Source organism: Sporosarcina sp. FA15, from assembly GCF_051550195.1.
In the GTDB taxonomy this organism is placed as follows: Bacteria; Bacillota; Bacilli; order Bacillales_A; family Planococcaceae; genus Sporosarcina; species Sporosarcina psychrophila.
Map to the genome: position 1 here is coordinate 2,675,953 of NZ_CP188818.1, position 23,763 is coordinate 2,699,715.

Sequence of the window (23,763 nt, forward strand, 5' to 3'; positions counted from 1 at the left end):
CCATAGTGAGAACAATTATCATCTATTACTCTTCCTATAATAGCTTATAGATTTGTGTTGTCAAACAACTTGCAAAGGCTTTCACAAACTGTTCACATGTGTGGTGACAGTCATCACAACAATCCTGACACAATTCAAAGAAAAACCCCCTCATTGTCAACTATGTGACATTAAGGGGGTTACTGATTTCTAAGGTTCGTTATGGTGTCACCGCATCCACTCTCTTCGCTTGGACTACAAGTCTATATTTGTTCGAGTTCGCAGGATAGCACGTAATTAGCGAGAGCAGCGCGACACCTTTTTTTCGGTCAAGGACATTCACTTCATTCGGCTTGACCACTTTCACATCAAACACTTCGAATTCCATGGATTCTTCAACTGTTTCATAAATGAAGCGAGTACCAACTTCAACTTCATGAAGACGATTAAAGAACGCACCAAACACATGGGCTTGGTGACCTGCGATAGCATAACTGCCGTCTAACTCACCTGGCTTATCCATATCCGCTACAGCACCCAACGCTCTACTTAGGCTAACCGGATCGGCTCCATACAGCACTGGCGATTTTAGATTAATGACAGGAATGGACAATACCCCCTCAATTTCACGGGATTCTTGTTTTTCCCCACTGGAAGGTCCTTGTTCATCAGTTGTTATAGTCCTATCTAAATCGGCTTCCGCTTTGACCGAATCGAAAGCATCTAAAAGGTGGCTTTGCTGCTGTTTGCTAGTCATATTTCCCGCAATCAACCACACCAGCAAAAAAATGCTCGTCATAATCATAATGTTTCCTAGCCATTTCATTGTTTTTTTCATCTACGCATCCGCTCCCTTGCTCTTGAAATCACTTGGATTAATGAGCAAATCGACGGATACCCAGTCCAGTTGCAAGAAGAAACAAGGCTAGTAAAGAAAGGATTATACTATCGAAAAACCCTCCCGTTTTCGGCAATACTTGTCCCATTCCATTGCTGGTTGGAGGATTTTGTTTCATGCCAATTGTATCCATTGCAATAGCTTCTGACATTGCATTAGAATCAGTTGCGGCCCATACTATACCATCAGTTTCCTCCTCTGATGCTGAACTGGCACTGTCTTCACTGTGTGTTATTCCGACTGTATCGTCACTTACGCCCTCTGTATTTTCATTCAGTGTAATTTCCTCGGTCACAGTACTCGGCGTTTGCTCCTCTATATTTACATTGGGTGACACACCATCTGCGTCAGAGCCTGGTTTTAAACCGGTCACATCTTCAGTCTTTGGTGGTGAAACTGTTTCTTCATTTTGGGTTGCGACATCTCCACCTTCATCTGGCGTTAAGCCAGTTGCATCATCTATAGGTGGAGTGAGTTCAGTATCTCCTTCGGTTGAACCGGGCTGCTCCACAGCAGCAACGGGCTGAATAGTTTCATTTGTTAGGATATCGACGTTGATATTTCCAATTGTATCGTTCCCAACAATTAATGAAACACCGCTATGTTTAGTAGATGTCATATTTCCATCTGTGTTCCTGTCTAGCGTAAGAACATCAACTGAAGTTTTATCTAATAACCCATCATCTAAATCGGCTTGTAGCAAACCGGATGACAATGATGTAGTTTCCTCAGCGTTTTTATAGTGACTATCCAAAACGCCTGCATGTACTTCTCCGAGTACTGGCAGATCTTCTGCATTCAACTCTACTAATCCACCATCATACGATGAGGTTTCATCGCCTGACTGTGCATCTGAAAGAAGAACATCCAACTCGACTTCGTTTGTAATCGGTGTCGATAAGTTGACCGATGCGAGCGAGCTTTTGCTTTCCGCCGAGTTCTCGTCTTGCATACTGCTCTGTTCCACGACGGAGACATCCAGATCGTCGATTACCCCATTAGGATTGGTCAATTCTACAGTTGCAAGGGCAGATTTCTGTTGATTATCCTCTCCTACGTCGCTGGTATTCGCAGAGACTGGACTTTTTGCTGGAATCTGTGCTTTCAGGTCTCCTAAAATTGGAACATTATCTGCTTGAATATCCACAATTGTTGCCTTATCTTCCTTGTCATTCAGTAGGTTAATATCCAAATTCAACGAGTTATCTTCTCCTGGTTCATCCGCATTCACAAATGAGGGGGAGAAGCTCAGTGTCAAGCACATCCCTAAAGTGACCCCAGTATACTTCATCCAATTGTTTTTCATTATTATTCCTCTCCTTTTTTATAATGTTTGTTTCACATTTTAAAAAGGAGTTTGTTGCGGCGGTTGCCCTGGAGGAGCATGTGTCCATTGAATCATCGCATGGTCATCTGATGGCATCCATTGCCTACCATTTGAAATAAGTAATAAAAATACATCAACTACTACCCCAAACCCAAAATCATTGTGTCCACTTATTTGTAATGGAGAAGTTGCTATTGAGGACATGGACGATGTTATGGTAGCTACCGAAAGATCTTTCCATTTTTGTCGGGGTACGGTTGGCAGAGTAGACTTTTGATCCACCTCTTTTTGGAAGTTAACAGAGTCACCACCCGTATAATTTGTTAGTTGTGGCGCTACTATTTTCATAGAAACGGGATTTGAAGTATCTTTTGAAATAGTAAGAGCACTAACTATTTCCGCTTCATCAGGAAGTCTATTCGGTCTATCACTAAGGCCTGTCTGTTCTTCCACTACAGGTTCCTCCTGTTTAATCAAATCAGTTGTTTCTTCCACTAGAATTATACGTGTTGCGTTTATTTGTCTTTGGTATGATTTATCGCTCTCCATACTCATTGTCCCGCTATCATTTTGCGGTTCTTTACTTACCGTCTCGTTAGTCTCTACAACTGCATCTATTGGAATACTGTCCGGATTTTTTTCTGTTTCATCCGCAACTGGTTTTACCTGATTTGGTTGAACCGCAGAAACCGTCTCCTTAACCGTATCTCCAACTTCCTTAACAACTGGGGTAACAACAGGAACAGTCGGCAATTCAGCTACAACAGAATCCACTGTCAGATTGACCGTTTTCAGCACTTCAGTCGTTGTTTGCTTCCCTAATTCTTTTACTCCTCCAACAACTGGAGCGACCACAGGCATTTCCGGTAATTCATTTACGATAGAATCTACAGTATTCGTTACTTCAGTTGACGTAGTTCTAATCGTTTCAGTTACTGCTTCAGTCGTTTTTTCCACAACAGGTAAAGTGTTGCCAACCGTGTTTTCTAGTAAACTTTTTGTATTTTTTAGTAGTGAAATTTCAGCTTCACTTTTCGCTGGCTCAGACAAACTCTTAACAGTCTGTTCTGCAAAAACAACTGTGTCTTTAACCGTTTCTCCAGCGCCATGCACCGACTCCTCTACTACCATTCCAATTGACTCTGTTGTGGTTTTTAACTCTGCACCGACATTCTTCAAAGTACCAGCCAATAAGCCATCTGACTTTTCTATCGGCATTTTTTCACCATGAACAAAAGTTGGTGATACGAGAAAGAATGTTATACAAGTCACACAAACAATAAATATTCTCTTCACTCAATTCACCACCTTTCCAGAAACGACTTAGAGTTTTTTAATAATTCATTTATATACAGATACCCTTTGTTAAATCTATCAAACTACTTAAATGACAATAATAAATTCAGATTAATTTCGTAATAAGTGAAACCTTTCTGGAATATACTCGTAAATGGTAGTATACTTACAACTTAGTAGGTTTTTTACCAATAATTTGATGGGGGTTTTATTTCAATGAAGAAGATTATTACATGGGCATTGGCGTTCGTTTTCGCACTATCGTTCGCATTGCCACACGGATCAGCGGCTGCACAATCATCCGCAATGAAGTTAGTAGTAGATGGCGTCGAGGTTACTAGCTACGAGCAACCCTTTATGTCACACGATCAAGTTTTAATTCCGGTGGAAGATTTGTTTAAGGAAGCTGGCTATAAAGTTGCTAAGGACAAATCAGGTAAAGTTAACGTAACAAACACGTACTTGACTGTTGATTTCAATGCAGCTGCAAGTTCGATTGAAGTAGACGGCAAGAAAGCGGACACTGAATTCCCTCTTACTTTGCAAAACGCAGGAAACTATGTTTCTGGTGAGTTTTTAGCAACTTTAGAAGGTTTTGAAGTTGAAGTTTCTGAAGATCAAAAAACGGTTACCGTTACGACAAACCGTGTACAAGACGTCGCTGCATTCTTAGCAAAATCAGCTGCAGCTGACTTGAAAAGTGTTTCTTCAGCATTAACAATGGACATGAAAATGGAGTCATCTCTTGAAGAAAATGAAGCAATCAGCATGCTTATGGATATCAAGATGGACCAAATCAACGAGCCACTATCATTCTATACAATTACTAAAGCATCAACAGACTTTGCCGGAGAAGCAATTGAAGATATTTCTTCTATGTACCTCACAAAAGATGGTTATTTCCAACAAATCGGTGATGTATGGGTCAAGCATGACGATGAACTAACAAAAGGTTTACTTGATCTTTCAACACAAACAGATCTACTTGCACAATTAGAAGAGCTACAAAAGAAATTCACTAAAGGCGTTAACATCTTTGAATACGATGATGTATATGTAATGACACAAACTATTTCTAACGAAGAATTCGCTTCTATGATGGAAGAAGTAACTTCTTTACTTCTAGGATCAGGCTTAACTGAACCAGTTGTATCAGAAGATGTAAAAGCTACTCCTGTAACTGAAGAAGCTAAAACTGAAGAAACGAAAGTTATCGAAGAAGTAGCTGTAGAAGCTACTGAAGAAGCAGTTGTTGAAGAAACTGTTACTGATGAAGCAGTTGTCGTTGAAGAAGAGGCTACTGAGGGAGAAATTACTGAAGAAGTAATTGGTCTTGAGGGTCTAGATTTCAACATCGAGGAATTCTATGTTGTTTCTACAATCGATAAAAAGACATTGTTCCCACTTGATACATCTGCAGTTGCAAATATTACAATGACGATGGATGAGGATACAATCTCTATCAAATTACTTCTTGAAGGAACATTCAGCAACTTTAACGCAGTAAAAGAAATCAAAGTTCCTGCTGACGTTATCAAAAAAGCAATCAGCATGGAAGAGTATATGAAACAATTAGAGTTGGAGTTTGAAAAAGCTGAGGCTTTGAAGAAGTAAGATTTGAAAAAGCGGAACGAGCTCGTAATGAGCTTGTTCCGCTTTTTTGAATTGCATTATAAAGTAGCAGCTAAATATTTACTGTTTTGAAGCAGTTACTTTAACTCCGGATTTTTGAGTGTTCGGAGTTGTTTCTTTGTCTACAACAATAGCAGATGCTTTTGTTTCAACTGTAATATCTTTTGTAATATCTAGAGTAGTTGATGCGCCACCAACTACAGCTTTATCAATTGTAATTTTAATTTTTGTAGGGAAGCCAGATACTTTACTTGCTTTTAATTCTTTTGCTTCAAGATTGATAGCAGTTGTACCTTCCATAATCGTGAAGTCAGCACCTACATCGCTACCAATTAGGTCAACGTTCTCGCTGTAAGTCAATTCGATTGATTTATCGTCAAGTACTTTTGCACTTAATAGTACTGGTGCAACATTATCTTCAACACCTACTGTTTTTGTGTAAGTTTTTAATGTTTTACCAGATGTAGACTGGATGTTTGCTACTGTAAACACAGCTGCTTGATCAGTCTTCTCAACAGATCCAGCTGGTAAAGTAATTGTTGCTACTTTTTGAGCGCTATCTAATGTAATCGTTGTTCCTTCCGCTAGTGGTTTACCAGCCAAAGAATAATTAGCAAGGTCTGTTGCAGAATTTGCAACTGCTCCACCTTTAACAGCTTCTGGGAATGTTACTGTAATAACATTTTTCACTGCATTTGCAGAAGTTAATTCGAATGTAGTTGCAGTTTCTGCTTGACCGAAATCAATTGTGTAGTTGAATGCGTCTGATTTGTTAGCAGTCTCCGCTTGGTCAGAAACTAATTCTTTCGCAAATGATAATGCATATTTACCAGACACTACAGCTGGAGTTTTAGCAGTATAAACTACTTTTGTATCTCCTGCTTTAACTGTTGTAGTGAATCCACCAAGTAAGTTCGATACAGCTACACCATTTTCGCTAACGATTGTTGGTAATGCAGGTGTTCCTGCAGCTAATCCTTCGCTGAAGTCAACTTCAACTGAAGTAACTTTACCAGCGTCGTCTTTGATTACTTTATAGCCAGTTGCTACTGGTTTCACAGTGTCTTTTGTAAGTGTTACATTCTGTGTAGTAGCTGCAATTTTATTACCTAATTTATCTTTGTTTGCATCTGTCAATACGACAGTCAACGTTCTGCTCGCTTTATTCGCAAAAACGTTTTCAGCTGTTACTGGAATCAAGAACTGTGTATCGTTTGAACCTTCTACAGCAGTTACTGTACCTGTTGCAATAGTATTTAATGCTTCATCTTTAACAGATCCACTTACTATAGCATTCTGAACAGATTTAACATCCATTGATTTGTTAAAAGTAACTAGGATTTGTTTTTCACCTTTTGCTGAAAGTGTAGCCGCTGGAGCAGCTGCATCAACGCTTACAGTAAAGTTAGCTGAAGTTGAAACTGTTTTAATACCAGCCAAGTCTTCAATGTTAACTAGTTCGATTGTGTGTGTTTTTCCAGCTTCAAGTGCAAGCCCAGAAACTGAAATAGTAGTTGAATCTGTAAATACTGGAGTTACATAAGTTCCGTTCACTTTAACAAGTCCAGTAGCTTTAATTGGCTCTGAAGTTTTCAAAGTAAGGTTAGTTGCAACGTTACCGCTTGTTTTCGCTTCAACGCTTGCAATTGTCGGAGCTACTTCATCTTTATAAGTAATTGTGGAAACATATTTATCTGTTTTAATTTTTGCATCTGCTTTTGTTTTAATCGGTTCAACAACAACTGTTGCTTTTGTAGCGTTAACTGGTTTCTCAGCAGTTAATGAAAGAGTTTTTCCATCTTGTGACAAAGACTGAGAAGTGAATTTCACGCCTTGTATAGATACTTTGTTAGCAATATCACTTGCATCTACAGCTGTGCTAAACTTAACTTCAACTTGTGTAGCGTTCAATGCATTAACTTCAGTAACAAAGCGATCGTCTGCTGCGAAGTCAAATGTTACAGCGATAGTTTTCTCTGCTTTTGCTTCACCTTTAGTAAGTGTCACAGCATATTCACCAGCAGTTTTACCTGCTACTACTGTTGCTACTACGTCTTTTTCAGTTACAAGTGAAGTAACATATGTTTGAACTGCTGCTAGTTTGTTAGCATCAGTTGCATAGTTTCCACGAGCAACAGTAACTGCGCCAGCTTTAACTTGTTCAGCTGCTGCGTCCACTGCAACTTTATCCACATCTACTACAGGTGCTTTAACTTCAGAGAAGTCTGTTTTAATAGTTTTGTGTAAGAACGTAGCAAACTGTCCACGAGTTGTTGTGGCTTTAGGGTTGAAAGCAGGTGCAGCTGGGTTCGTGATATCGAAGAAATCAAGAACATCGATAGCTGTACGAGCTTCAGCTTTTGCTTTTGCTAGATCAGTAACGTCTTTTTTGAAGTCTTGATCTTTAACATATTTTACGAGTTCTATGTCTTCAACTGTATCAAAAGCACGAACGATAACAACAGCCATGTTTTCACGAGTGATGTTGTCGCCTGCTAATAGATTACCGTTACTCCCGTTAAATACGCCATTTTCTTTTACGACTGCAGCATATTGTAATAGCTCATCATTTGATGTTGGTTTCAAGTCTTTGAAACGCATGTTAGTTTTATAGTCTGTCGGTACTTTATAACCTTCAGATACAAGCCATTTACCCATCAATTTCACAACATCAGAACGAGTCAACGTTTTGTTTGGCAAGAATGAACCGTCTGGATAGCCAGTGATGACACCCGCATCAGATAGTGCGTCGATTGCTGGTTCGTGTGTGTTCCCTTTTGTATCTTTGAAATCTTTCGCACTTGCTACCGGTGCTACTGCCGATGCTACTAGAGCAGCTGTTGCAGCTCCTACTATAAATTTCTTGTACTTCGATGATTGTTTACTAGTCATAAAAAATTCCTCCTCTTAAATACTATAGAATTGCATTGTAAAAATACCAATTCTTAGTGGTACTGCTTATGTACCTTTTTGTTGCACCCTTATCGTAGCATGTAGTTTGAAGTCTATCATGGTCCAATTTATGGGTATAGTTGTTTGCTAGATTAGAAGGCACAAACAGATTAAGCAGTATTGGAACAACGTAAATAGGATGAATTAAACAGCAACCGACATCGCCTAGGACGAGGAGCGCTTCATTCACCTATAGTATTCTATACCCGTTAACCGGACGCTTAAAACAGTCTACCATACTTCTATCTCCCAACCCGTCGAGTGCCATTGTTAAAAATATGGCTCTATAATAGAAGGAACTCATTACAAATCGTAAAAATCATACAAATGCACCACAGAAAAAAACACCATTTGAACTATCAAAATGGTGTCTTTCCTATTTCCCGACTACTTATATCTCAAATTGTACCCCGATGCCTTGAGCATTCGCTTTTCGATAGACGCCTTTCGCAACGGCCAAATCGAAATATGCCGCACCTACCGATTTGAAGAAAGTAATCTCTTCATCGTTCATGCGAGCATCTAACTTTCCGATAACAACATCCATTAGCTCCCCGTGAATCTTTTCGAATCCCCAGTCAGTCTCATTAGCAGCGTGAATCAATTCCCCAGCTTCTTCTGTTACACCTTCCAGATCATCAACGACAATTTTACTGGCACGTTGAATGAATTCGAAATCTACCTCCCTCATATGTGGTAAATACGATCCAACCCCATTAACATGTGTCCCTGGCTTAACGTCGTTTCCGTTGAAAACTGGTGTAGTAGACCGAGTGCTGCAACAAATGATATCTGCACGACGAACCGCGTCAGCTACTTCCCTTACAATAGTAATTTGAATTGCATCGTTAATTCCATATGCTTGAAGTCTTTCTCCAAACTTCACCGCTTTTTCTTCTGTCGGATTAACAAGGAGAATCTCTTTGATATCGCGAACTGCTAGAACACCAAGAACCTGTTCAAATGCCATTCCACCCGTCCCTATAACTGTTAGAACAGTTGAATTCAACTTTGACAATTTCGCTGTCGCCAATCCGCTAAGTGCACCCGTGCGCAATCTCGTCAAATACGATGCATTCATTAATGCAAGATGCTCACCATTTTGTGCATCCGTAACGAGTACGACGCCTTGAGTTGTCGGCTTTCCAACTGCTGGATTATTCGGAAAAATTGTAACCGTTTTCACAGTAACTACTTCTTCTACTAGATCAGCACTTGGCATGTACAATGAAGATGCGTTATGCTCTGGAAATTCAACGACTGTCCGTGGCGGATTCTTTATCTTCCCTTCGACCTTAGAACGTAAAACCTTTTCGATGTCTACTAATGCTTCTTTCATTCCATAAATAGATTGAATCTCATTTTCATTCAATAAAAGCATGTTAATACCACCTTTTTTAATTTATGCGTCCAACTCTTGACCTTTACGATCTTTTACAGCCCAAACCGCTAACAATGAAACGACTGCAGTAAAGATAATATACAGTGCGACTGGCACATATGAGTTGTTGAACTTAAGTAAAAGTGCCGTTGCAACAAGTGGTGCTGTTCCTCCAGCCAATGCTGCACCAATCTGATACCCGAGTGAAATACCCGTATAACGGACTTCTGCAGAGAAAATTTCTGATAACATTGTGCCAAGAACTGCCGTAATCGGTGCCCAAATGACGCCCAGTCCAATTACTGTTGCAATAACTAGAAGTGTTACCGAACCTTGTTTCACTAACCAGAAGTATGGGAACGCATACAATGCCATAGCGATTGTGCCGAATACATACAATGGTTTTCTACCAACACGGTCAGACAAAGCGCCCATAATCGGTATTAAGATCGTTGTAACAATTGTTCCGACCATAACCGCACCTAATGTTGCTGTCCGAGTGAACCCAAGATTTGTCGTTGCATAAGATACAACAAATGTACTGAAAATATAAAATGGTGCTGTTTCAACAACTTTAGCACCAATTGCGATGAGTACTTCACGCCAGTGATATTTTAACGTATGGAATAGCGGTACTTTCGGAATTTCCCCTTTTTCCTGTACTGCCTTAAACGACGGTGTTTCGTCAATTCCTTTACGAATCCATAACCCAAACACGACAAGCAACGCACTCAAGATGAATGGAACGCGCCATCCCCATGTCATAAATGAATCTTCAGGAAGAAGTGTCATAATCGAAAGTGCAATTGTTCCAAGTAACATCCCAATTGTAATTCCCATTTGTGGTACACTGCCATAAAGTCCACGTTTTTCTTTTGGTGCATATTCGACAGCGAGCAGTAATGCTCCACCCCATTCTCCGCCGATTCCTAACCCTTGAATTAAGCGCAGTGTAATCAGTAGAATCGGCGCCCAAATACCGATTGCTTGGTATGTTGGCAATAGCCCCATTCCAAATGTTGCAACACCCATCAGCGAAAGTGTTAGGACAAGTGTTTTCTTTCTTCCTATCCGGTCACCAATATGACTAAAAATAATTCCCCCGAACGGACGGATGAAGAATGCGAGTGCAAACGATGCATACGCTAGTATTAGGCCGACTGACGGGTCTTCGGTAACAAAAAATACTTGATTAAAAACAAGTGCCGCTACCGTTCCGTATAAAAAGTAATCGAACCATTCAATAGAGCTCCCTATAAGACTCGCAAGCAAGACGCGATTCATCTTTCTTTTATCCATACCAAACTCCCCTTTGTTTGTTAACTAAATTGAAGTGACACTTCAATTTAGATTAATTCTATCATATTGATAATAAAATTTTCTGTCAACATTTTTTTAAGGAGTGATTAAATGCAAGATAGTAACTTGGGTATTAAAATAAAGGAAATTCGAACAAAAAGACGTATGACATTGAAAGCCCTAGCTGAAATGACCGGGTTTTCCATTAGCTTTTTATCTCAACTAGAACGTGGGAAATCGTCAGCAACACTGGAGTCCCTTAAAAAGATTTCTATTGCTCTTGAAGTGAATCCAAGTTACTTTTTCATCGACCCAAATGAGGAAAAAGAAGTAGTTCATCGGAATTCAACCGTTCCAATACGGACGAAAGAACATAATATTTATTACAAAGATTTGAGCGGTGAGATGAACCAACCAGCATTTACACCACTCCTCGTTGTCATGAAACCTAATCAAAATGAAGGTGATCCCATCACCCACGAAGGACAGGAGTTTTTATATGTTCTCGAGGGACAATTGACTGTACAAATCGGAGAAAAACTACATACACTCGATGCCTTCGACTCCATAATGGTCGATTCCCGAGACCTACATTATTGGTATAATTATACTGATAACGATGTGCGTTTTTTATGTATTTCGTATGATGAAAAATAACACAAATAACCTCTAACCAGCAATTGGTCGGAGGTTATTTATCTTTTCTCATGTCATTTCCAACATGAAAATGTATTGCACTAACTTTCATGCTCGTGTTGGGATTGAGTAGGTGACTGTCTTCAAGTCTTACCCCAATCAGTTTTAAATGTTGCCAACTGAATTTCTGCATCAATAATTCTACGTTCTTTATCATTGAGCCAATGCATTGCTTCTTTCGTAAACTCTTTCGATTGTTCGAGTGAAGCTTTCATCGTTTCCGCGGAAGGCCCACCGTAGATCGTTCGTATAGCTACGAAATGTTGCGGACGTAATGTTTTATAGAAATCCTCTTCAGTGATTAGTAAATCTTTATTCAAAACAAGCTGTGCCTGGTCATTCGCCAGTTTCCATGTAAGGCTCATTAACGATTCCTCGCCTGCCACTACCAATGCTTTCACACAATTACTGACGATTAGATGGGATTGTCTGAAGGTAATCTGCTCCGAACGAACCAATGTATCAGCCAGTTCTGTCACGTTCGCAAAACTGCTTTCCGCCCGTTCAAGTAACTTTTTCTTATTTACTTTCATTGTTAGGACGACACTGCCGAACAATTGGTAGATTCCAATCAGCCGATCAATCGCTTTCCACAAAAAAGGCTGCATATCGTCTTCCGTGTCCACAATATCCCCAAACGGTGTGTTGTGCACCATCGTCAACACTGTATTCGTATCACCCACAACTGCTGACAATAAAGAACGCATATGTTCAATCGACACCGGGTTTCGTTTTTGAGGCATGATCGAACTTATTTGGACATATGGATCAGCCAATGTGAAAACATTAAACTCCTGCGTCGCCCATGTTAGAAAGTCTTGAACAGTACGCCCTAAATTTAACGCGGACAACTGGACTGCACTCGCCGACTCCGTAATGTAATCCGCGCCGGCCACCGCATCCCATGAATTCTCGATAATATCGTCAAACGCCAGCAAATCTCGCATTCGTTCACGGCTGATTGCAAAACCCGTAGTCGTTAGGGCAGCCGCTCCCATACTGCTTCGATTTACAGTTCCAAACGCCGACTGAACGCGCTTGAAATCTCTGCCGAGTTGATCAATAACTGCCTTTAAATAATGGGCGAGCGTAGTCGGTTGCGCTTGTTGCGTATGGGTATAACCAATCATCACTGTATCGACATGCTCTTCACAAAATGCAATCAGTGCATCTTTTAACGCTAACATCTCACTCATTAGCTCAAGTAGCTTTTTACGAAGCGTCATCCGATAAATAGCGATTCCCATATCATTCCGGCTTCGCGCAATATGCAAATTCCCCGCAATCTCCCCTGCATCCTCAATCAAATCATGCTCAATGCGGAAAAAGAGATCTTCAAACAGCGGATTGTAATGGTCCGTACTGTAATAAGCCACATCGAGTGTCTGGATTGCTTTTCCAATCGTCACTGCATCTTCCTGACTGACAATACCTTGCTCTTCCAACATTTTTAAATGTGCAGTATGAATCTGAATCATCGAATGTAAAAAGTACTTCTTCGCTTCATCATAAGCAGGTTGCAAAACCATTTTCCGATACGTTTTAGACGGAAACTCTTCTCCTTCGACTTCATTGATGCGATCTTTGAAGCTCCTAATCATTAGGTAATCCACCCTTTCATTCGGAATTAAGTAATTAAATCGCCGAACCAGCAGTTCCTTTAGACAACTTTTCAGAAATCGTCAACACAATGAGGATTAAAATGATTTGCAACACACCATAAGCGCAGGCTGTTCCAAATTTAAAGGCATACATCTTTTGGAAAATCGCTACCGATAATGGCATCGTTGACGTACTATAAATGAGGATCGACGCTACAAACTCCCCGATACTTTGAACAAATGCAAGAAGTGTTCCTGCTAAAATTCCCGTCAATGTCAATGGTAAAACAATTTTTCGGAACGTCATCCACCAACCAGCGCCAAGACTCCTCGAAGCCTCTTCTATCGATTGGTCCATCTGCATTAACGACGCTGATGTCGAGCGGAAAACGAGTGGCAAGTGGCGGATGAAATAAGCGAGTGGCAATATCCAAAACGTCCCTATCAACACTTGATTGAAAGCGAAAATATTTTCTTCACTGAATGCTGCAATCAAATTCACTGCTACAACAGTACCTGGAAGCGCCCATGGAACCATGATTAAAATATCAAGCAATGTCTTCCCTTTGAAATTAAGCCTTACCATCGCATACGCCGCTGCGACACCGAACACGATGTTACCAAGCGTTGCCACAAAGCCCATTTGCAACGAGTTCCAAATTGGTCGCCATGTCCTTTCATCCGTGAATAATGCTTTATAATGGTCAAACGTATATTCAGGTGGCAACACTTGAGTCGTCCACGTGCCATCCACAGATAACGATATGAGAATGAGCGTCAAAATCGGCAATAACAAGATGAGAACGCCAACAAAAGATAGAATGACGGAAACCACTTTCATCGCCTTCGACTTCACTTCCGAACGATGGACACTAATTCCTTTGCTTAAGTTTTGGTAATTACGCCTATTTTGGTACCATCTCATGATGATTAAAAATGAAATTGATACAAATGATAAGATCGTAGATTGCGTTGCGGCCATATCCAAGTTGCCATTCGTTCTCGATAAATAGATTTGCATCGTCATCGTCCGCTCCACTCCAAAAATGAGCGGTGCTGTGTATGACGCCATCGAAATCATGAACACGAGAAGCGCCGCGGCCACAATGGAAGGCGTCAGCATCGGTAAAATGATTTTTCGCCATATCCGAATTCTGCTCGCACCTAGGTTTGTCGCCGCTTCTTCGAGTGACGGATCGAGTCCCTTAATCGCCGCCGACGCGGTCAAATAGAAGTACGTATACATCGTAAACGTATGGACTACAATAACGCCCCATACCCCTTTTAGCTTGAAAGGCACTTGCTCTAAGTTGAATAAATGCTGGATACCACGTGGAATAATCCCACTTTCTCCATATAAAAACGTAAACGACAGCACACCAACTAACGGCGGCAACGCCATTGGCACTAAAACGAGAATGGACAACACACGCCGCCCTGGAAAGTCATACCGCTCCAGTAAAAAAGCCATCAACACGCCGACAATCGCACACGTAATAACACTAATTACTGAAATGTACACACTCGTCCAGAGTGCTTCCAGATTGGATGTACTCTCCAAACTGAAAAACTTTTTATAATTGTTCAGCCCTGTCTCACTGCCAAAGCTTTGGATGAACGTTTGGTAAAATGGAAAAATAACATATCCAAACAAAATGAGGAACAATGGTGATATAAGGACATAGATAAATGAAGGAGACCGCGTAATACGTGCCCACAAACTATCTTGCGACGAGTAGATTGTCTGTTTTTTCATAAGTCTAGCCCCCTATTCCCCAAGAAAGTAAAGGCTTCGAGACGGGATACTTAACTGGATGGAATCCCCGATTTGCAACAGTTTTCCGCCTGTATTAATAATCATTACTTTGAGCGTAATACCAGGAATCTTCACGATGTAATTGACACTTAGACCGGTAAATTCAACAAATGTAATTTCTCCAGTCAGTGTGTTTTCCCCATCTCCTTGAAGAATTGATTCTGGACGGATTGACACATGGATTGTTTCCCCTTTATTCATCGGAGCAAGTGGAGAACTGTTTTCAAGAAGTCCCGTCAGCGTGACACCTTGTTCATTTTTCACAACAACTTTTTCACTGTCGATCGACATGATAGTCATTTCTAGCGTATTCGATTCGCCAATGAATGATGAAACGAATCGATTCACTGGACGATTGTAAATTTCCTGCGGCGTGCCAATCTGTTGTACATAGCCGTTTTCCATCACCATAATACGATCAGACATCGCCATCGCTTCCGTCTGATCATGTGTAACATAGACCGTCGTCACGCCCAGTTCCGCTTGCAGCCTTTTTATTTCAATACGCGTTTCTTCGCGCAACTTGGCATCCAAGTTCGATAACGGTTCATCCAACAGTAAAATATCCGGTTTAATGACGAGCGCCCGAGCTAATGCGACACGTTGCTGTTGACCGCCAGAAAGCTCATTGATTTTTCGCCCACCGTATTGTTCAAGCCGCACAAGGCCCCTCACTTCATCTACCTTTGCTTTTATATCCTCTTTCGAAAACTTCCTCACTTCTAAGCCAAACGCAATGTTTTCATTCACCGTCATATGCGGGAAAAGTGCATAGTTTTGAAACACCATACCAATGTCTCGCTTATTTGGCTGCAACCTCGTTACATCACGTTCATCGAAAAAAATCTTCCCTTCCGTTGGGTAATAAAATCCTGCAATCATACGAAGCGTCGTCGTCTTTCCACATCCGCTCGGACCAAGAAATGTGAAAAATTCACCAGGTTGAATATCGATATTCAACTCTTTCACACCGTGAACTTTTCCGAACGTTTTCGTTATATCTTGTAATCGAACACCCTTCATCCCGTCACCCCTTTCGCTCAAATCTATATAGGTTGAAATAAAAAAGTTCATTGAATCCGCTACGGCGCTTGGGGATGCCTCCCGCCCTAAGCCAGATGAGATATCCTTTAACCTATATGAAATATCCTCTTAGCATTAACTGTATAATTTCTGCAAAGAACGCAGAAATTATACAAACCGAACTCTTCGTTGTTCGGTTGGCTACCCCTTAGAAGGCGCCTTCGCTCAGTTTATATAGATGTTCATTTGTTCAACAATATAGTCACTATGTAATGGAAAGACCTCGAGAGTGATAACCCGAGGTCTTACTGAAAAGCACAGCCCGCCTGCCTAGATGCGACAGGAGCCTAGTCATTATTCCATGTAGAAAAAGTGTACTTATGTTTCAACTATAATTACTTCCCTTTACCCTTGATATTTGAATCCCAATGCTCCATCCATTCCGCTTCTTTGTCAGCCATCACTTCCCAATCGATATCAAGTGCCTTCAAGTCAAGGTCTTGATACCAATCCGGCATATCTTCTTTGGCAATATCCGAGCGTGTCGGAATCTGATAAAGTTCTTCTGCAAGTTCCGCACGTACTTCTGGATCAAAGAGGAATTCGTAGAATAATTTCGCATTCGCTTCATTTTTCGCATCTTTGACAATACCGACCGCATCTACCAGAATCGGCGCACCACTTTTCGGATAAATATAGTCAAACGGTTGGTTGTTCAATTTACTTTGCAGCAAGATGTCTTGCAAATTCCACAACGACACCGTTCCTTCTTGACGCACCAGCTTCAAATAGAGATTCGTCGGATCTTGCGCATAATCTTTCGTGTTTGCATCTAAGCCTTTAAGCCATTCATAGCCTTTTTCAGGATCATCCGCACCTTGACGATAAATCATTGATGAGTAAATTGTACGCATCGTACCAGACGCTAGAACGCCGCGGATAACAATTTTGTCTTTCCATTCCGGCTTCAACAAATCATCCCAATCTTGCGGACCCGTTTCCGGTGTTAATACATCGCTATTGATCATAATGACTTCCGGCAATAGCATTTCTCCGTACCATCTGCCTTCAGCATCTTTATAGTCGGCCGCAATCGCCTCGTCAAATGACGGCTTGAACGGCATAAGCAGATCTTCATCCGCCGCCACCATCATTGCGGATTGTGTACCGCCCCACCAGAAGTCCGCTTGAGGATTCGCTTTCTCACCGCGGACACGCTCCAGTATTTGTTGTGCTCCCATCGTCAAATTATCAACTTGAATGTCAGGGTATTTTTCATTGAACATTCCAACGACCTTCTCAACAACACTTTCATCACGCCCTGTGTAAATAACGAGCTTGCCTGAAGCGCCTTCTTCTTTCACTACGTCATCGTCCTTTTTGGTGTCGCCTTCCCCTTTATCATTACCACACCCTGCGGCAACAAGGAGAAACAGGACAAGCAACATACTAAAGATTCCTTTTTTCTTCAATAAAATGACCCCCCTTTAGTTATATAAACGATTGCAAGGTAGCGAGGAATTAACTACCACTCTGTTACTATATGGTTCCCCAACTAGAGATGTTTCATTTAGTGTAAAATGGAAATTCATTCAAGTCAAATTTATCGGTATTTTCTAAATACGTTTTATAACCGTAACTATTTTCATTAAACAAAAAAGAACCCCTTCAAGCACTTTAATGCTTGAAAAGGTCGCTTCATTATTTCATGTTCATCCAAATGGATAGGCGTGTACGGTATTCCCCATTCGTCCCGTAGTCGTCACTGCTTGTGACAATGAATTTAAAATCGCTTCCTCTGTAACATCTGATGCACCTGAAAAAAAGTCATTCATAATCGGATGATCTTCTCTTAGCTCAATCCTTGTTTCAACAGTATCCGTAGTGAAATGCGGTACTTTATGAGCCGTTGAAAAAGCGATGACAATGTCACCACTGCCATTGCTAAAATGACTACCCGTTCTCCCAAGTCCTATACCACATCTTTTCGCCAGCCGCTTTAACTGCCTGCTGCCCAGCGGTGCATCTGTAGCCAAGACAATCATGATAGATCCATCAGCTGGTTTGGGATATGTAGGCACGTTCTGATTGTCACTCAGTTTATATCTGTCCATTTGAAAATCTTCTTTTCTCCCAAAATTACTAAGGACTAAGCAACCAATTGTATAAGTCTCTCCACTTGTGCCATCTTTGATGATTCGTGATGAAGAGCCGATTCCACCTTTATAGCCGAAACAAATCATGCCTTTTCCAGCTCCAACCGCCCCTTCTAGGGAAGCCTCAGTGGAAGCTTCTTTAATAGAAGCAATCGCGTGACTTGGTTGAATCGGTAGCTCGCGAATCGAGTTTAGCCTGCTGTCATTACATTCCCCGACAACCAAATTTATAGTTCCAGTTGTATCTCCAATCTCAGGGTTTTGTTCTAACATATACTGCAAGGCCCCTTGTGTAACCGCTGGAACACCAAACGTATTGGTTAGCATAATCGGTGACTCAATCAGCCCTAATTCATCAACTTGGACGAGTCCTGTTGTCTTTCCGAAACCATTCAACACGTAACTCGCGCCCACTACTTTATTCATGAACAAATTGTCCTCATGCGGTAATATAGCTGTCACGCCAGTAGCGGCGTATTCAGCCCCCTGCAATGGATTATCCAATGTGACATGCCCAACTTTCACACCCTCTACATCCGTAATACAATTCTTTTGTCCGACCGGAAGACGACCAATCGTAATACCTCTATCTCTAATTTTCTTTGGCTGTTGTAGCTTCAATTTTAATCACTCCAGGTAATAATGGTTTTTAGATGAATGACTAGTTCAAGATACTGAACTCGCAATCATGATTGAACTTCTAATCAATTGATAACACTCCAACACATCATCAGTGACAAATGAAATCGTAAGGGGTCCTGTCCTTTTCACGAAGGGTACTATCTCAACTGCATCAGCCAGACCGGTATGCAAAAACTCCATTTTCACTGTATAAGGTGCTTCCATAGTAAATGGTTTAATCTCGTCGCGGTGGAGCAACGCTTTTTTCGTGCCTTCTTTTATGAGTTCCCTTGCCCTAACCGGATGGACGTTCAGAGCCGTAGTTCGATTAATCGTTTGTTTTACGATTGCCTGATGAATATCTGGAATGCACTCCTCGGCTTCGATTGCTACTAAATTACAGCCTGATACAAACACAACTGGCACATCAAAATGACCGGCAACCAGGGCATTTAGACCAAATTCCCCAAGCTCTACTCCATTTACTTCAATAGTCCTGACTACCCGACCATTAAATGTATGATTTAATATACCATCTGTACCCATTCGAGTGTGATACCCGACAAAAAGAACCGCGTCGAAATCCGCACTAATCCCTTCCATCATCGCCAGTTTTTTCGGTCCCCCTAGAATAAGTTCTGCTTTCGTATGTAATTTCTCATGATAGATATTACGCATTGTTCCGTGGGAGTCATTGACAACAACTTTTTCTGCTCCCGCCTCCAACGCGCCAAGTACGCAAGCATTAACCTCTTCAGTCATCAACATCCGTGCATAGTCATGCTCTCTACCATCCCGGGCTGTATGTTCGCCATGAACGACCCCTGAGACACCTTCTATATCAGCTGAAATATAAACGCGCATAGTTGCTCCTTTCACAAAGTGATTTTTCATTCTATATATTGAATTAAAGAACTCCATCGAATCCGCTACGGCGCTAGGGGATGCCTCCCGCCCTAAGCCAAGCAGCTTCGCCGCCAGTCTTAGGGCTTCGGCTACCCCTTGTTAGGCGCCTTCACTCTGTTAAAACACATAGTCCTAGTTACTGACAACATACGATTTGTGGTAGCAACTGGGACTGGCCCAATGTACTATCTAAAAAAACTCCTTGTAATTAGGTTTGTCGGATTATAACTCTCCCAACGCCCCATCTTAAAAGGAGACACTCACAATCAATACTACTTAAGTATGTTGGACAGACTTAACCAGTTCCATAAGCTTTGCATTCAACTTCAAAGTCATTTCCCCAGCAGACCCGTCCTTAATATTCTTCCCGTCTACATTAACAATCGGCATGACTTCATTAGTTGTACTTGTAATGAAAACCTCATCCGCCTGCATCAATTCTTCAGTCGTGAATTGTTTTTCAACAAATGGAACACCAAGACCATTTGCAAGTTCTTTTACCGCCATCCGTGTAATTCCAGCTAAAATATGTTTTGAAAGCGGTGTTGTATAGATTGTCTTGTCGCTTACTATATACACATTAGAACTCGTTCCTTCTGTCACGAAACCATCTTTCACAAGAATTGCTTCATAACAACCAGCGTCTTGGGCGGTTTGTTTAGCCAGTATATTCGGCAGAAGATTTAATGATTTAATATAACAGTTTGCCCATCGTTCATCTTCATGGAATATCGCCTTCATTCCTTTTTCTCTGACGGTATCACTTGTTGGTTTCATTGGCCTAATTGTCATTGAAACCGAGACAGGCACGTCTGGGAATAAGTGCTTTCTCGTTGCAACGCCTCTTGTAATTTGAATATAAACATCACAATCTGCCAAGCCTGATTTCTCAACCGCTTCGTGGATAAGCTGTCGAATCTCTTCTATAGATTGATCACCTTGCAGCCTAATTGCTTGTGCACTTTTAAATAGCCGCTCAATATGTTCTTCTAACATGAAGAATTTACCGTCGTAAACTCGAATCACCTCATAAACACCATCGCCAAATTGATGACCTCGTTCGTCGATAGGAATAACAAGTTGCTCAACTGAAATAAATTCACCATTAAAATAACCAATTGTCATATAATAATCCTCCTCAATATAGGCATCGCTATTAATCCGGTAAATCAATTGATACCACAGAATTTGTTTATCTAAATCTGAACTCGCCTCTAAAATTCGTTACTTGCTACTTCATTGTGCTGTTTCAAAAATGTTTCGCCTTTATCCGATAACTTCGTCCCGCCCCTGCCTTGACGCGCATTGACTAAACCTATCTCCTGCAGTATTTCTAATCGAAGCCGAAGTTGTTGATCGGAAAACGTAATACCAGCATCTCGTAATTTCAGTTTTACTTTTGCACGACCAAAGGATTCGAAATTCCCCTTAGCTTCTTTGTAGACAGCTAAGATTGCTAAACTCTCTTCTAAAAAACCATGTTCTTCAATTTTATCGATAATCGACCTCATTGTTTCTACAGCCAAGGAGTTATACTTTTCCTTCCTATCCTCGACTTTTGAACGCTTATCAGCCTGTTGAACCAATACTTTCTTATACTGAAGTTCGTTTTCATCATTCCACTTTTCTGCCAATGCCAATTGCGATTTATAGAATCTATTCATTAATGAAATCTGTCCCATTTCAGATTTCACGAATTTAGCTGTCTCCAGCACAGTTTTGAAATCCAGTGTCCTTGGAGCAATATCAATCACATTTTCAAATTCCCTCGGAACAAGTTCCTTCTCTCCAGGAGTAACAATCCAATTGATATTGGAAGGCATTAAATTCATAGGATCATAAGCAATATAGTCGTGCTCAAAATAGATACTTTTAAGGGAACGAGCTGTTTCTACAGCATGTTCCATAGTGTCGTTTATGACTAGAATTTGTTGTCCGTTTAGCAGTTTGTACAGGTCTTTCGTTGCTGCTATATTTACTTCGCGCTTGGCAATAATAATTGGACATGATTCCGGTATGAACGGACGAGTTATTCCCTTTAATATCTCTTTAGACAGGATAACAATATCCTGTTCCGCAATGACATCCATTGTAAGCTCTTGGAGCGTGATTGCAGATAACTCAATTTCATCTCCAAATATCTCCACTAATTGATTGACCACGATGTCTAAATAAGCTTTTTGAATTGAAATAACATGAAGTTTTCGCATCTAATTAACCCCGTAATTCTTCTGCAAAATGACAAGCCACAAAATGACCTTTGCCTAATTCCCGGAACTCGGGTACTTGATCTTTGCATAATTGTTGGGCAAAAGGACAACGAGTGTGGAATGTGCATCCAGAAGGCGGATCGGCCGGACTCGGTATATCCCCTTTTAATATAATTCGATCTCTTCTTAAAGTAGGATCCGGTATTGGAACTGCACTTAGTAAAGCTTTCGTGTAAGGATGAAGTGGACCTCCGAACAATCCATCCCGATCAGCCAATTCGACAAGCCTCCCTAAATACATAACCCCAACCCGATCCGAAATATGTTCTACTACACTTAAATCATGCGCGATAAATACATATGTCAAATTATATTGTTCCTGTAAATCTTTTAATAAGTTTAGAATTTGTGATTGAATGGAAACGTCAAGTGCCGAAACCGGTTCATCTGCAATGATAAGCTTTGGATTCACTGCCAGTGCTCGTGCAATACCGATTCGTTGGCGCTGCCCACCACTAAACTCATGGGGATAGCGATTCGCATGGTATCTATTCAACCCGACAACTTCCAATAATTCAATAACACGGTCTGCCCTTTTCGATTTTTCGATATTATGAACGATCAGTGGTTCTTCGATGATTTCTTTTACAGTAAGCCGAGGATTGAGTGACGCATAGGGATCTTGGAAAACCATTTGGAATTCTTTTCGTAGCGGGCGAATTTCATCATCCGTTAAATCGGTGATGTCTTGCCCCTCAAAAATAATTCGTCCTTCCGTCGCATCCAATAACTTCATTAATACTCTGCCGGTAGTGGACTTTCCACAGCCACTTTCTCCAACGATGCTTAATGTCTCTCCCTTTTTCACAGTAAATGAAACACCATCTACCGCTTTTACAAACTCTTTCTTTTTACTGAACAGCTTTTTCTTTATCGGAAAATACTTTTTTATGTTGTGTACTTCCAGCAAGTTCTGACTCATCTTGATGCACCTCCTCGTGTAACCAGCATCTGACAGAATGCTTCACTAATACTTCTTTAAATTCAGGTTCTTTTTCCCAGCATATATCCATTGCATGTGGACATCTCGGGGCAAACTTACAACCTTCCGGCATCCTCGATGGTATCGGAACATTACCCGGAATAGATTGCAATCGTTCTACCCTTTCCCCTATCTTAGGAATAGAAGCCAGTAATCCCTGCGTATAAGGGTGTTTCGGATTAGCAAAGATTGATAGGACATCGCTTTCTTCTACTGCACGCCCCCCGTACATGACCACAACACGATCACACATTTCTGCAACTACACCTAAATCATGCGTAATAAGTAAAATGGCAGTATCTGTTGTTTTCGTCAAGTTACGCATTAAATCTAATATCTGCGCTTGTATTGTCACATCCAGTGCCGTTGTCGGTTCATCAGCTATCAAGACTTTCGGGTTACAAGCCATGGCCATCGCAATCATGACACGTTGACGCATGCCACCTGACAACTGATGCGGAAACTCATGGACAATTTTGTCTGGGCGTGAAATTCCAACTGCTGTTAGCATTTCAATTGATCTAACTCTCGCCTGCTTTTTCGACATCTTTAAATGAAGGATAATAGCTTCTTCCAATTGACGCCCAATTTTAAATACGGGATTCAATGAAGTCATTGGTTCTTGAAATATCATCGCAATTTCATTGCCGCGGATTTTTCGCATTTCATTTTCGCTGATTTTGACAAGATCTCTGCCTTCATAAAGAATTTCTCCACCTGCAATATGCCCGGGTGTGTCTTTCAACAACCTCATAATTGAGAGTGAGGTAACACTCTTCCCGCTTCCCGATTCTCCAACTATGCCAAGTGTTTCACCTTTTGAAACTTCAAAAGAGACTCCGTCCACTGCTTTTACAACACCGGAATCACTTGTGAAATGTGTTTGTAGGTTATTTACTTTCAGTACAGTTTGATCCACTAGAATGCC

Annotated in this window: 18 protein-coding genes; 2 read left to right on the forward strand and 16 right to left on the reverse strand. The window is 41.0% G+C overall.

Annotated features, from left to right (window positions below; all coding sequences use genetic code 11):
- Positions 1-199: 199 nt before the first annotated feature.
- The 3 genes from ACP8HG_RS12690 to ACP8HG_RS12700 are packed head-to-tail and all read right to left on the reverse strand — an operon-like array spanning position 200 to position 3,500.
- On the reverse strand, positions 200-817 hold the full coding sequence (locus tag ACP8HG_RS12690) for a class D sortase (RefSeq protein ID WP_338655375.1): 618 nt from the start codon (positions 815-817) through the stop codon (positions 200-202).
- Positions 818-854: 37 nt separating this feature from the next.
- A complete protein-coding gene (locus ACP8HG_RS12695) occupies positions 855-2,183 on the reverse strand; it encodes a hypothetical protein (protein ID WP_438296556.1) in 1,329 nt (442 codons plus the stop codon).
- A gap of 39 nt (positions 2,184-2,222) precedes the next feature.
- Positions 2,223-3,500, reverse strand: coding sequence for a hypothetical protein (locus ACP8HG_RS12700; protein ID WP_438296558.1), 1,278 nt, complete (start codon positions 3,498-3,500; stop codon positions 2,223-2,225).
- Positions 3,501-3,716: 216 nt separating this feature from the next.
- On the opposite strand from ACP8HG_RS12700, the gene ACP8HG_RS12705 reads away from it, so the two are divergent.
- Positions 3,717-5,114 carry a DUF6612 family protein gene (locus tag ACP8HG_RS12705; protein ID WP_338655368.1) on the forward strand — a complete coding sequence of 466 codons (1,398 nt, stop codon included), beginning with the start codon at positions 3,717-3,719 and terminating at the stop codon, positions 5,112-5,114.
- Positions 5,115-5,192: 78 nt separating this feature from the next.
- On the opposite strand, the gene ACP8HG_RS12710 is transcribed toward ACP8HG_RS12705, so the two are convergent.
- The 3 genes from ACP8HG_RS12710 to ACP8HG_RS12720 form a co-directional block, all read right to left on the reverse strand.
- On the reverse strand, positions 5,193-8,024 hold the full coding sequence (locus ACP8HG_RS12710; RefSeq protein ID WP_438296560.1) for an S-layer homology domain-containing protein: 2,832 nt from the start codon (positions 8,022-8,024) through the stop codon (positions 5,193-5,195).
- Positions 8,025-8,475: 451 nt separating this feature from the next.
- Positions 8,476-9,465 (reverse strand): ornithine cyclodeaminase family protein, encoded by a 990-nt coding sequence (locus ACP8HG_RS12715; protein ID WP_438296562.1) that lies wholly within the window; start codon positions 9,463-9,465, stop codon positions 8,476-8,478.
- A 21-nt stretch (positions 9,466-9,486) separates the two neighbouring features.
- Positions 9,487-10,764, reverse strand: coding sequence for an MFS transporter (locus ACP8HG_RS12720; protein ID WP_187045698.1), 1,278 nt, complete (start codon positions 10,762-10,764; stop codon positions 9,487-9,489).
- Between the two features lie 111 nt (positions 10,765-10,875).
- Here ACP8HG_RS12720 and ACP8HG_RS12725 point away from each other — a divergent pair, with 111 nt between their 5' ends.
- Complete coding sequence (locus ACP8HG_RS12725) at positions 10,876-11,421, forward strand: helix-turn-helix domain-containing protein (protein ID WP_338655362.1); 546 nt, start codon at positions 10,876-10,878, stop codon at positions 11,419-11,421.
- A gap of 122 nt (positions 11,422-11,543) precedes the next feature.
- On the opposite strand, the gene argH is transcribed toward ACP8HG_RS12725, so the two are convergent.
- The 10 genes from argH to ACP8HG_RS12775 form a co-directional block, all read right to left on the reverse strand.
- Entirely contained in the window at positions 11,544-13,061 is a 1,518-nt protein-coding gene (gene argH, locus ACP8HG_RS12730) for an argininosuccinate lyase (protein WP_187045700.1), read from the reverse strand.
- Positions 13,062-13,095: 34 nt separating this feature from the next.
- A complete protein-coding gene (locus ACP8HG_RS12735) occupies positions 13,096-14,817 on the reverse strand; it encodes an ABC transporter permease (protein WP_067212385.1) in 1,722 nt (573 codons plus the stop codon).
- Positions 14,818-14,829: 12 nt separating this feature from the next.
- Positions 14,830-15,900 (reverse strand): ABC transporter ATP-binding protein, encoded by a 1,071-nt coding sequence (locus ACP8HG_RS12740; protein WP_354312169.1) that lies wholly within the window; start codon positions 15,898-15,900, stop codon positions 14,830-14,832.
- Positions 15,901-16,295: 395 nt separating this feature from the next.
- Positions 16,296-17,372 (reverse strand): extracellular solute-binding protein, encoded by a 1,077-nt coding sequence (locus tag ACP8HG_RS12745; protein ID WP_438296565.1) that lies wholly within the window; start codon positions 17,370-17,372, stop codon positions 16,296-16,298.
- Positions 17,373-17,612: 240 nt separating this feature from the next.
- Positions 17,613-18,677: a P1 family peptidase gene (locus ACP8HG_RS12750; RefSeq protein ID WP_438296567.1), complete on the reverse strand. Its 1,065-nt coding sequence runs from the start codon at positions 18,675-18,677 to the stop codon at positions 17,613-17,615.
- A gap of 45 nt (positions 18,678-18,722) precedes the next feature.
- Positions 18,723-19,571 carry a M55 family metallopeptidase gene (locus ACP8HG_RS12755; protein WP_338655357.1) on the reverse strand — a complete coding sequence of 283 codons (849 nt, stop codon included), beginning with the start codon at positions 19,569-19,571 and terminating at the stop codon, positions 18,723-18,725.
- A gap of 288 nt (positions 19,572-19,859) precedes the next feature.
- Positions 19,860-20,708, reverse strand: coding sequence for a D-amino-acid transaminase (gene dat / locus ACP8HG_RS12760; RefSeq protein WP_338655356.1), 849 nt, complete (start codon positions 20,706-20,708; stop codon positions 19,860-19,862).
- Between the two features lie 89 nt (positions 20,709-20,797).
- On the reverse strand, positions 20,798-21,793 hold the full coding sequence (locus ACP8HG_RS12765; RefSeq protein WP_338655355.1) for a winged-helix domain-containing protein: 996 nt from the start codon (positions 21,791-21,793) through the stop codon (positions 20,798-20,800).
- Between the two features lie 4 nt (positions 21,794-21,797).
- Entirely contained in the window at positions 21,798-22,775 is a 978-nt protein-coding gene (locus tag ACP8HG_RS12770) for an ABC transporter ATP-binding protein (RefSeq protein WP_187045707.1), read from the reverse strand.
- Positions 22,705-23,754, reverse strand: coding sequence for an ABC transporter ATP-binding protein (locus ACP8HG_RS12775; protein WP_338655353.1), 1,050 nt, complete (start codon positions 23,752-23,754; stop codon positions 22,705-22,707). The genes ACP8HG_RS12770 and ACP8HG_RS12775 overlap by 71 nt, the downstream gene beginning before the upstream one ends.
- Positions 23,755-23,763 lie beyond the last annotated feature (9 nt).

Bases quoted from the DNA above. Each gene is read 5' to 3' on its own strand.
- ACP8HG_RS12690 (WP_338655375.1), bottom strand. From the start codon at position 817: ATGAAAAAAACAATGAAATGGCTAGGAAACATTATGATTATGACGAGC.
- ACP8HG_RS12695 (WP_438296556.1), bottom strand. From the start codon at position 2,183: ATGAAAAACAATTGGATGAAGTATACTGGGGTCACTTTAGGGATGTGC.
- ACP8HG_RS12705 (WP_338655368.1), top strand. From the start codon at position 3,717: ATGAAGAAGATTATTACATGGGCATTGGCGTTCGTTTTCGCACTATCG.
- ACP8HG_RS12710 (WP_438296560.1), bottom strand. From the start codon at position 8,024: ATGACTAGTAAACAATCATCGAAGTACAAGAAATTTATAGTAGGAGCT.
- ACP8HG_RS12715 (WP_438296562.1), bottom strand. From the start codon at position 9,465: ATGCTTTTATTGAATGAAAATGAGATTCAATCTATTTATGGAATGAAA.
- ACP8HG_RS12720 (WP_187045698.1), bottom strand. From the start codon at position 10,764: ATGGATAAAAGAAAGATGAATCGCGTCTTGCTTGCGAGTCTTATAGGG.
- ACP8HG_RS12725 (WP_338655362.1), top strand. From the start codon at position 10,876: ATGCAAGATAGTAACTTGGGTATTAAAATAAAGGAAATTCGAACAAAA.
- argH (WP_187045700.1), bottom strand. From the start codon at position 13,061: ATGATTAGGAGCTTCAAAGATCGCATCAATGAAGTCGAAGGAGAAGAG.
- ACP8HG_RS12735 (WP_067212385.1), bottom strand. From the start codon at position 14,817: ATGAAAAAACAGACAATCTACTCGTCGCAAGATAGTTTGTGGGCACGT.
- ACP8HG_RS12740 (WP_354312169.1), bottom strand. From the start codon at position 15,900: ATGAAGGGTGTTCGATTACAAGATATAACGAAAACGTTCGGAAAAGTT.
- ACP8HG_RS12755 (WP_338655357.1), bottom strand. From the start codon at position 19,571: ATGAAAAATCACTTTGTGAAAGGAGCAACTATGCGCGTTTATATTTCA.
- dat (WP_338655356.1), bottom strand. From the start codon at position 20,708: ATGACAATTGGTTATTTTAATGGTGAATTTATTTCAGTTGAGCAACTT.
- ACP8HG_RS12765 (WP_338655355.1), bottom strand. From the start codon at position 21,793: ATGCGAAAACTTCATGTTATTTCAATTCAAAAAGCTTATTTAGACATC.
- ACP8HG_RS12770 (WP_187045707.1), bottom strand. From the start codon at position 22,775: ATGAGTCAGAACTTGCTGGAAGTACACAACATAAAAAAGTATTTTCCG.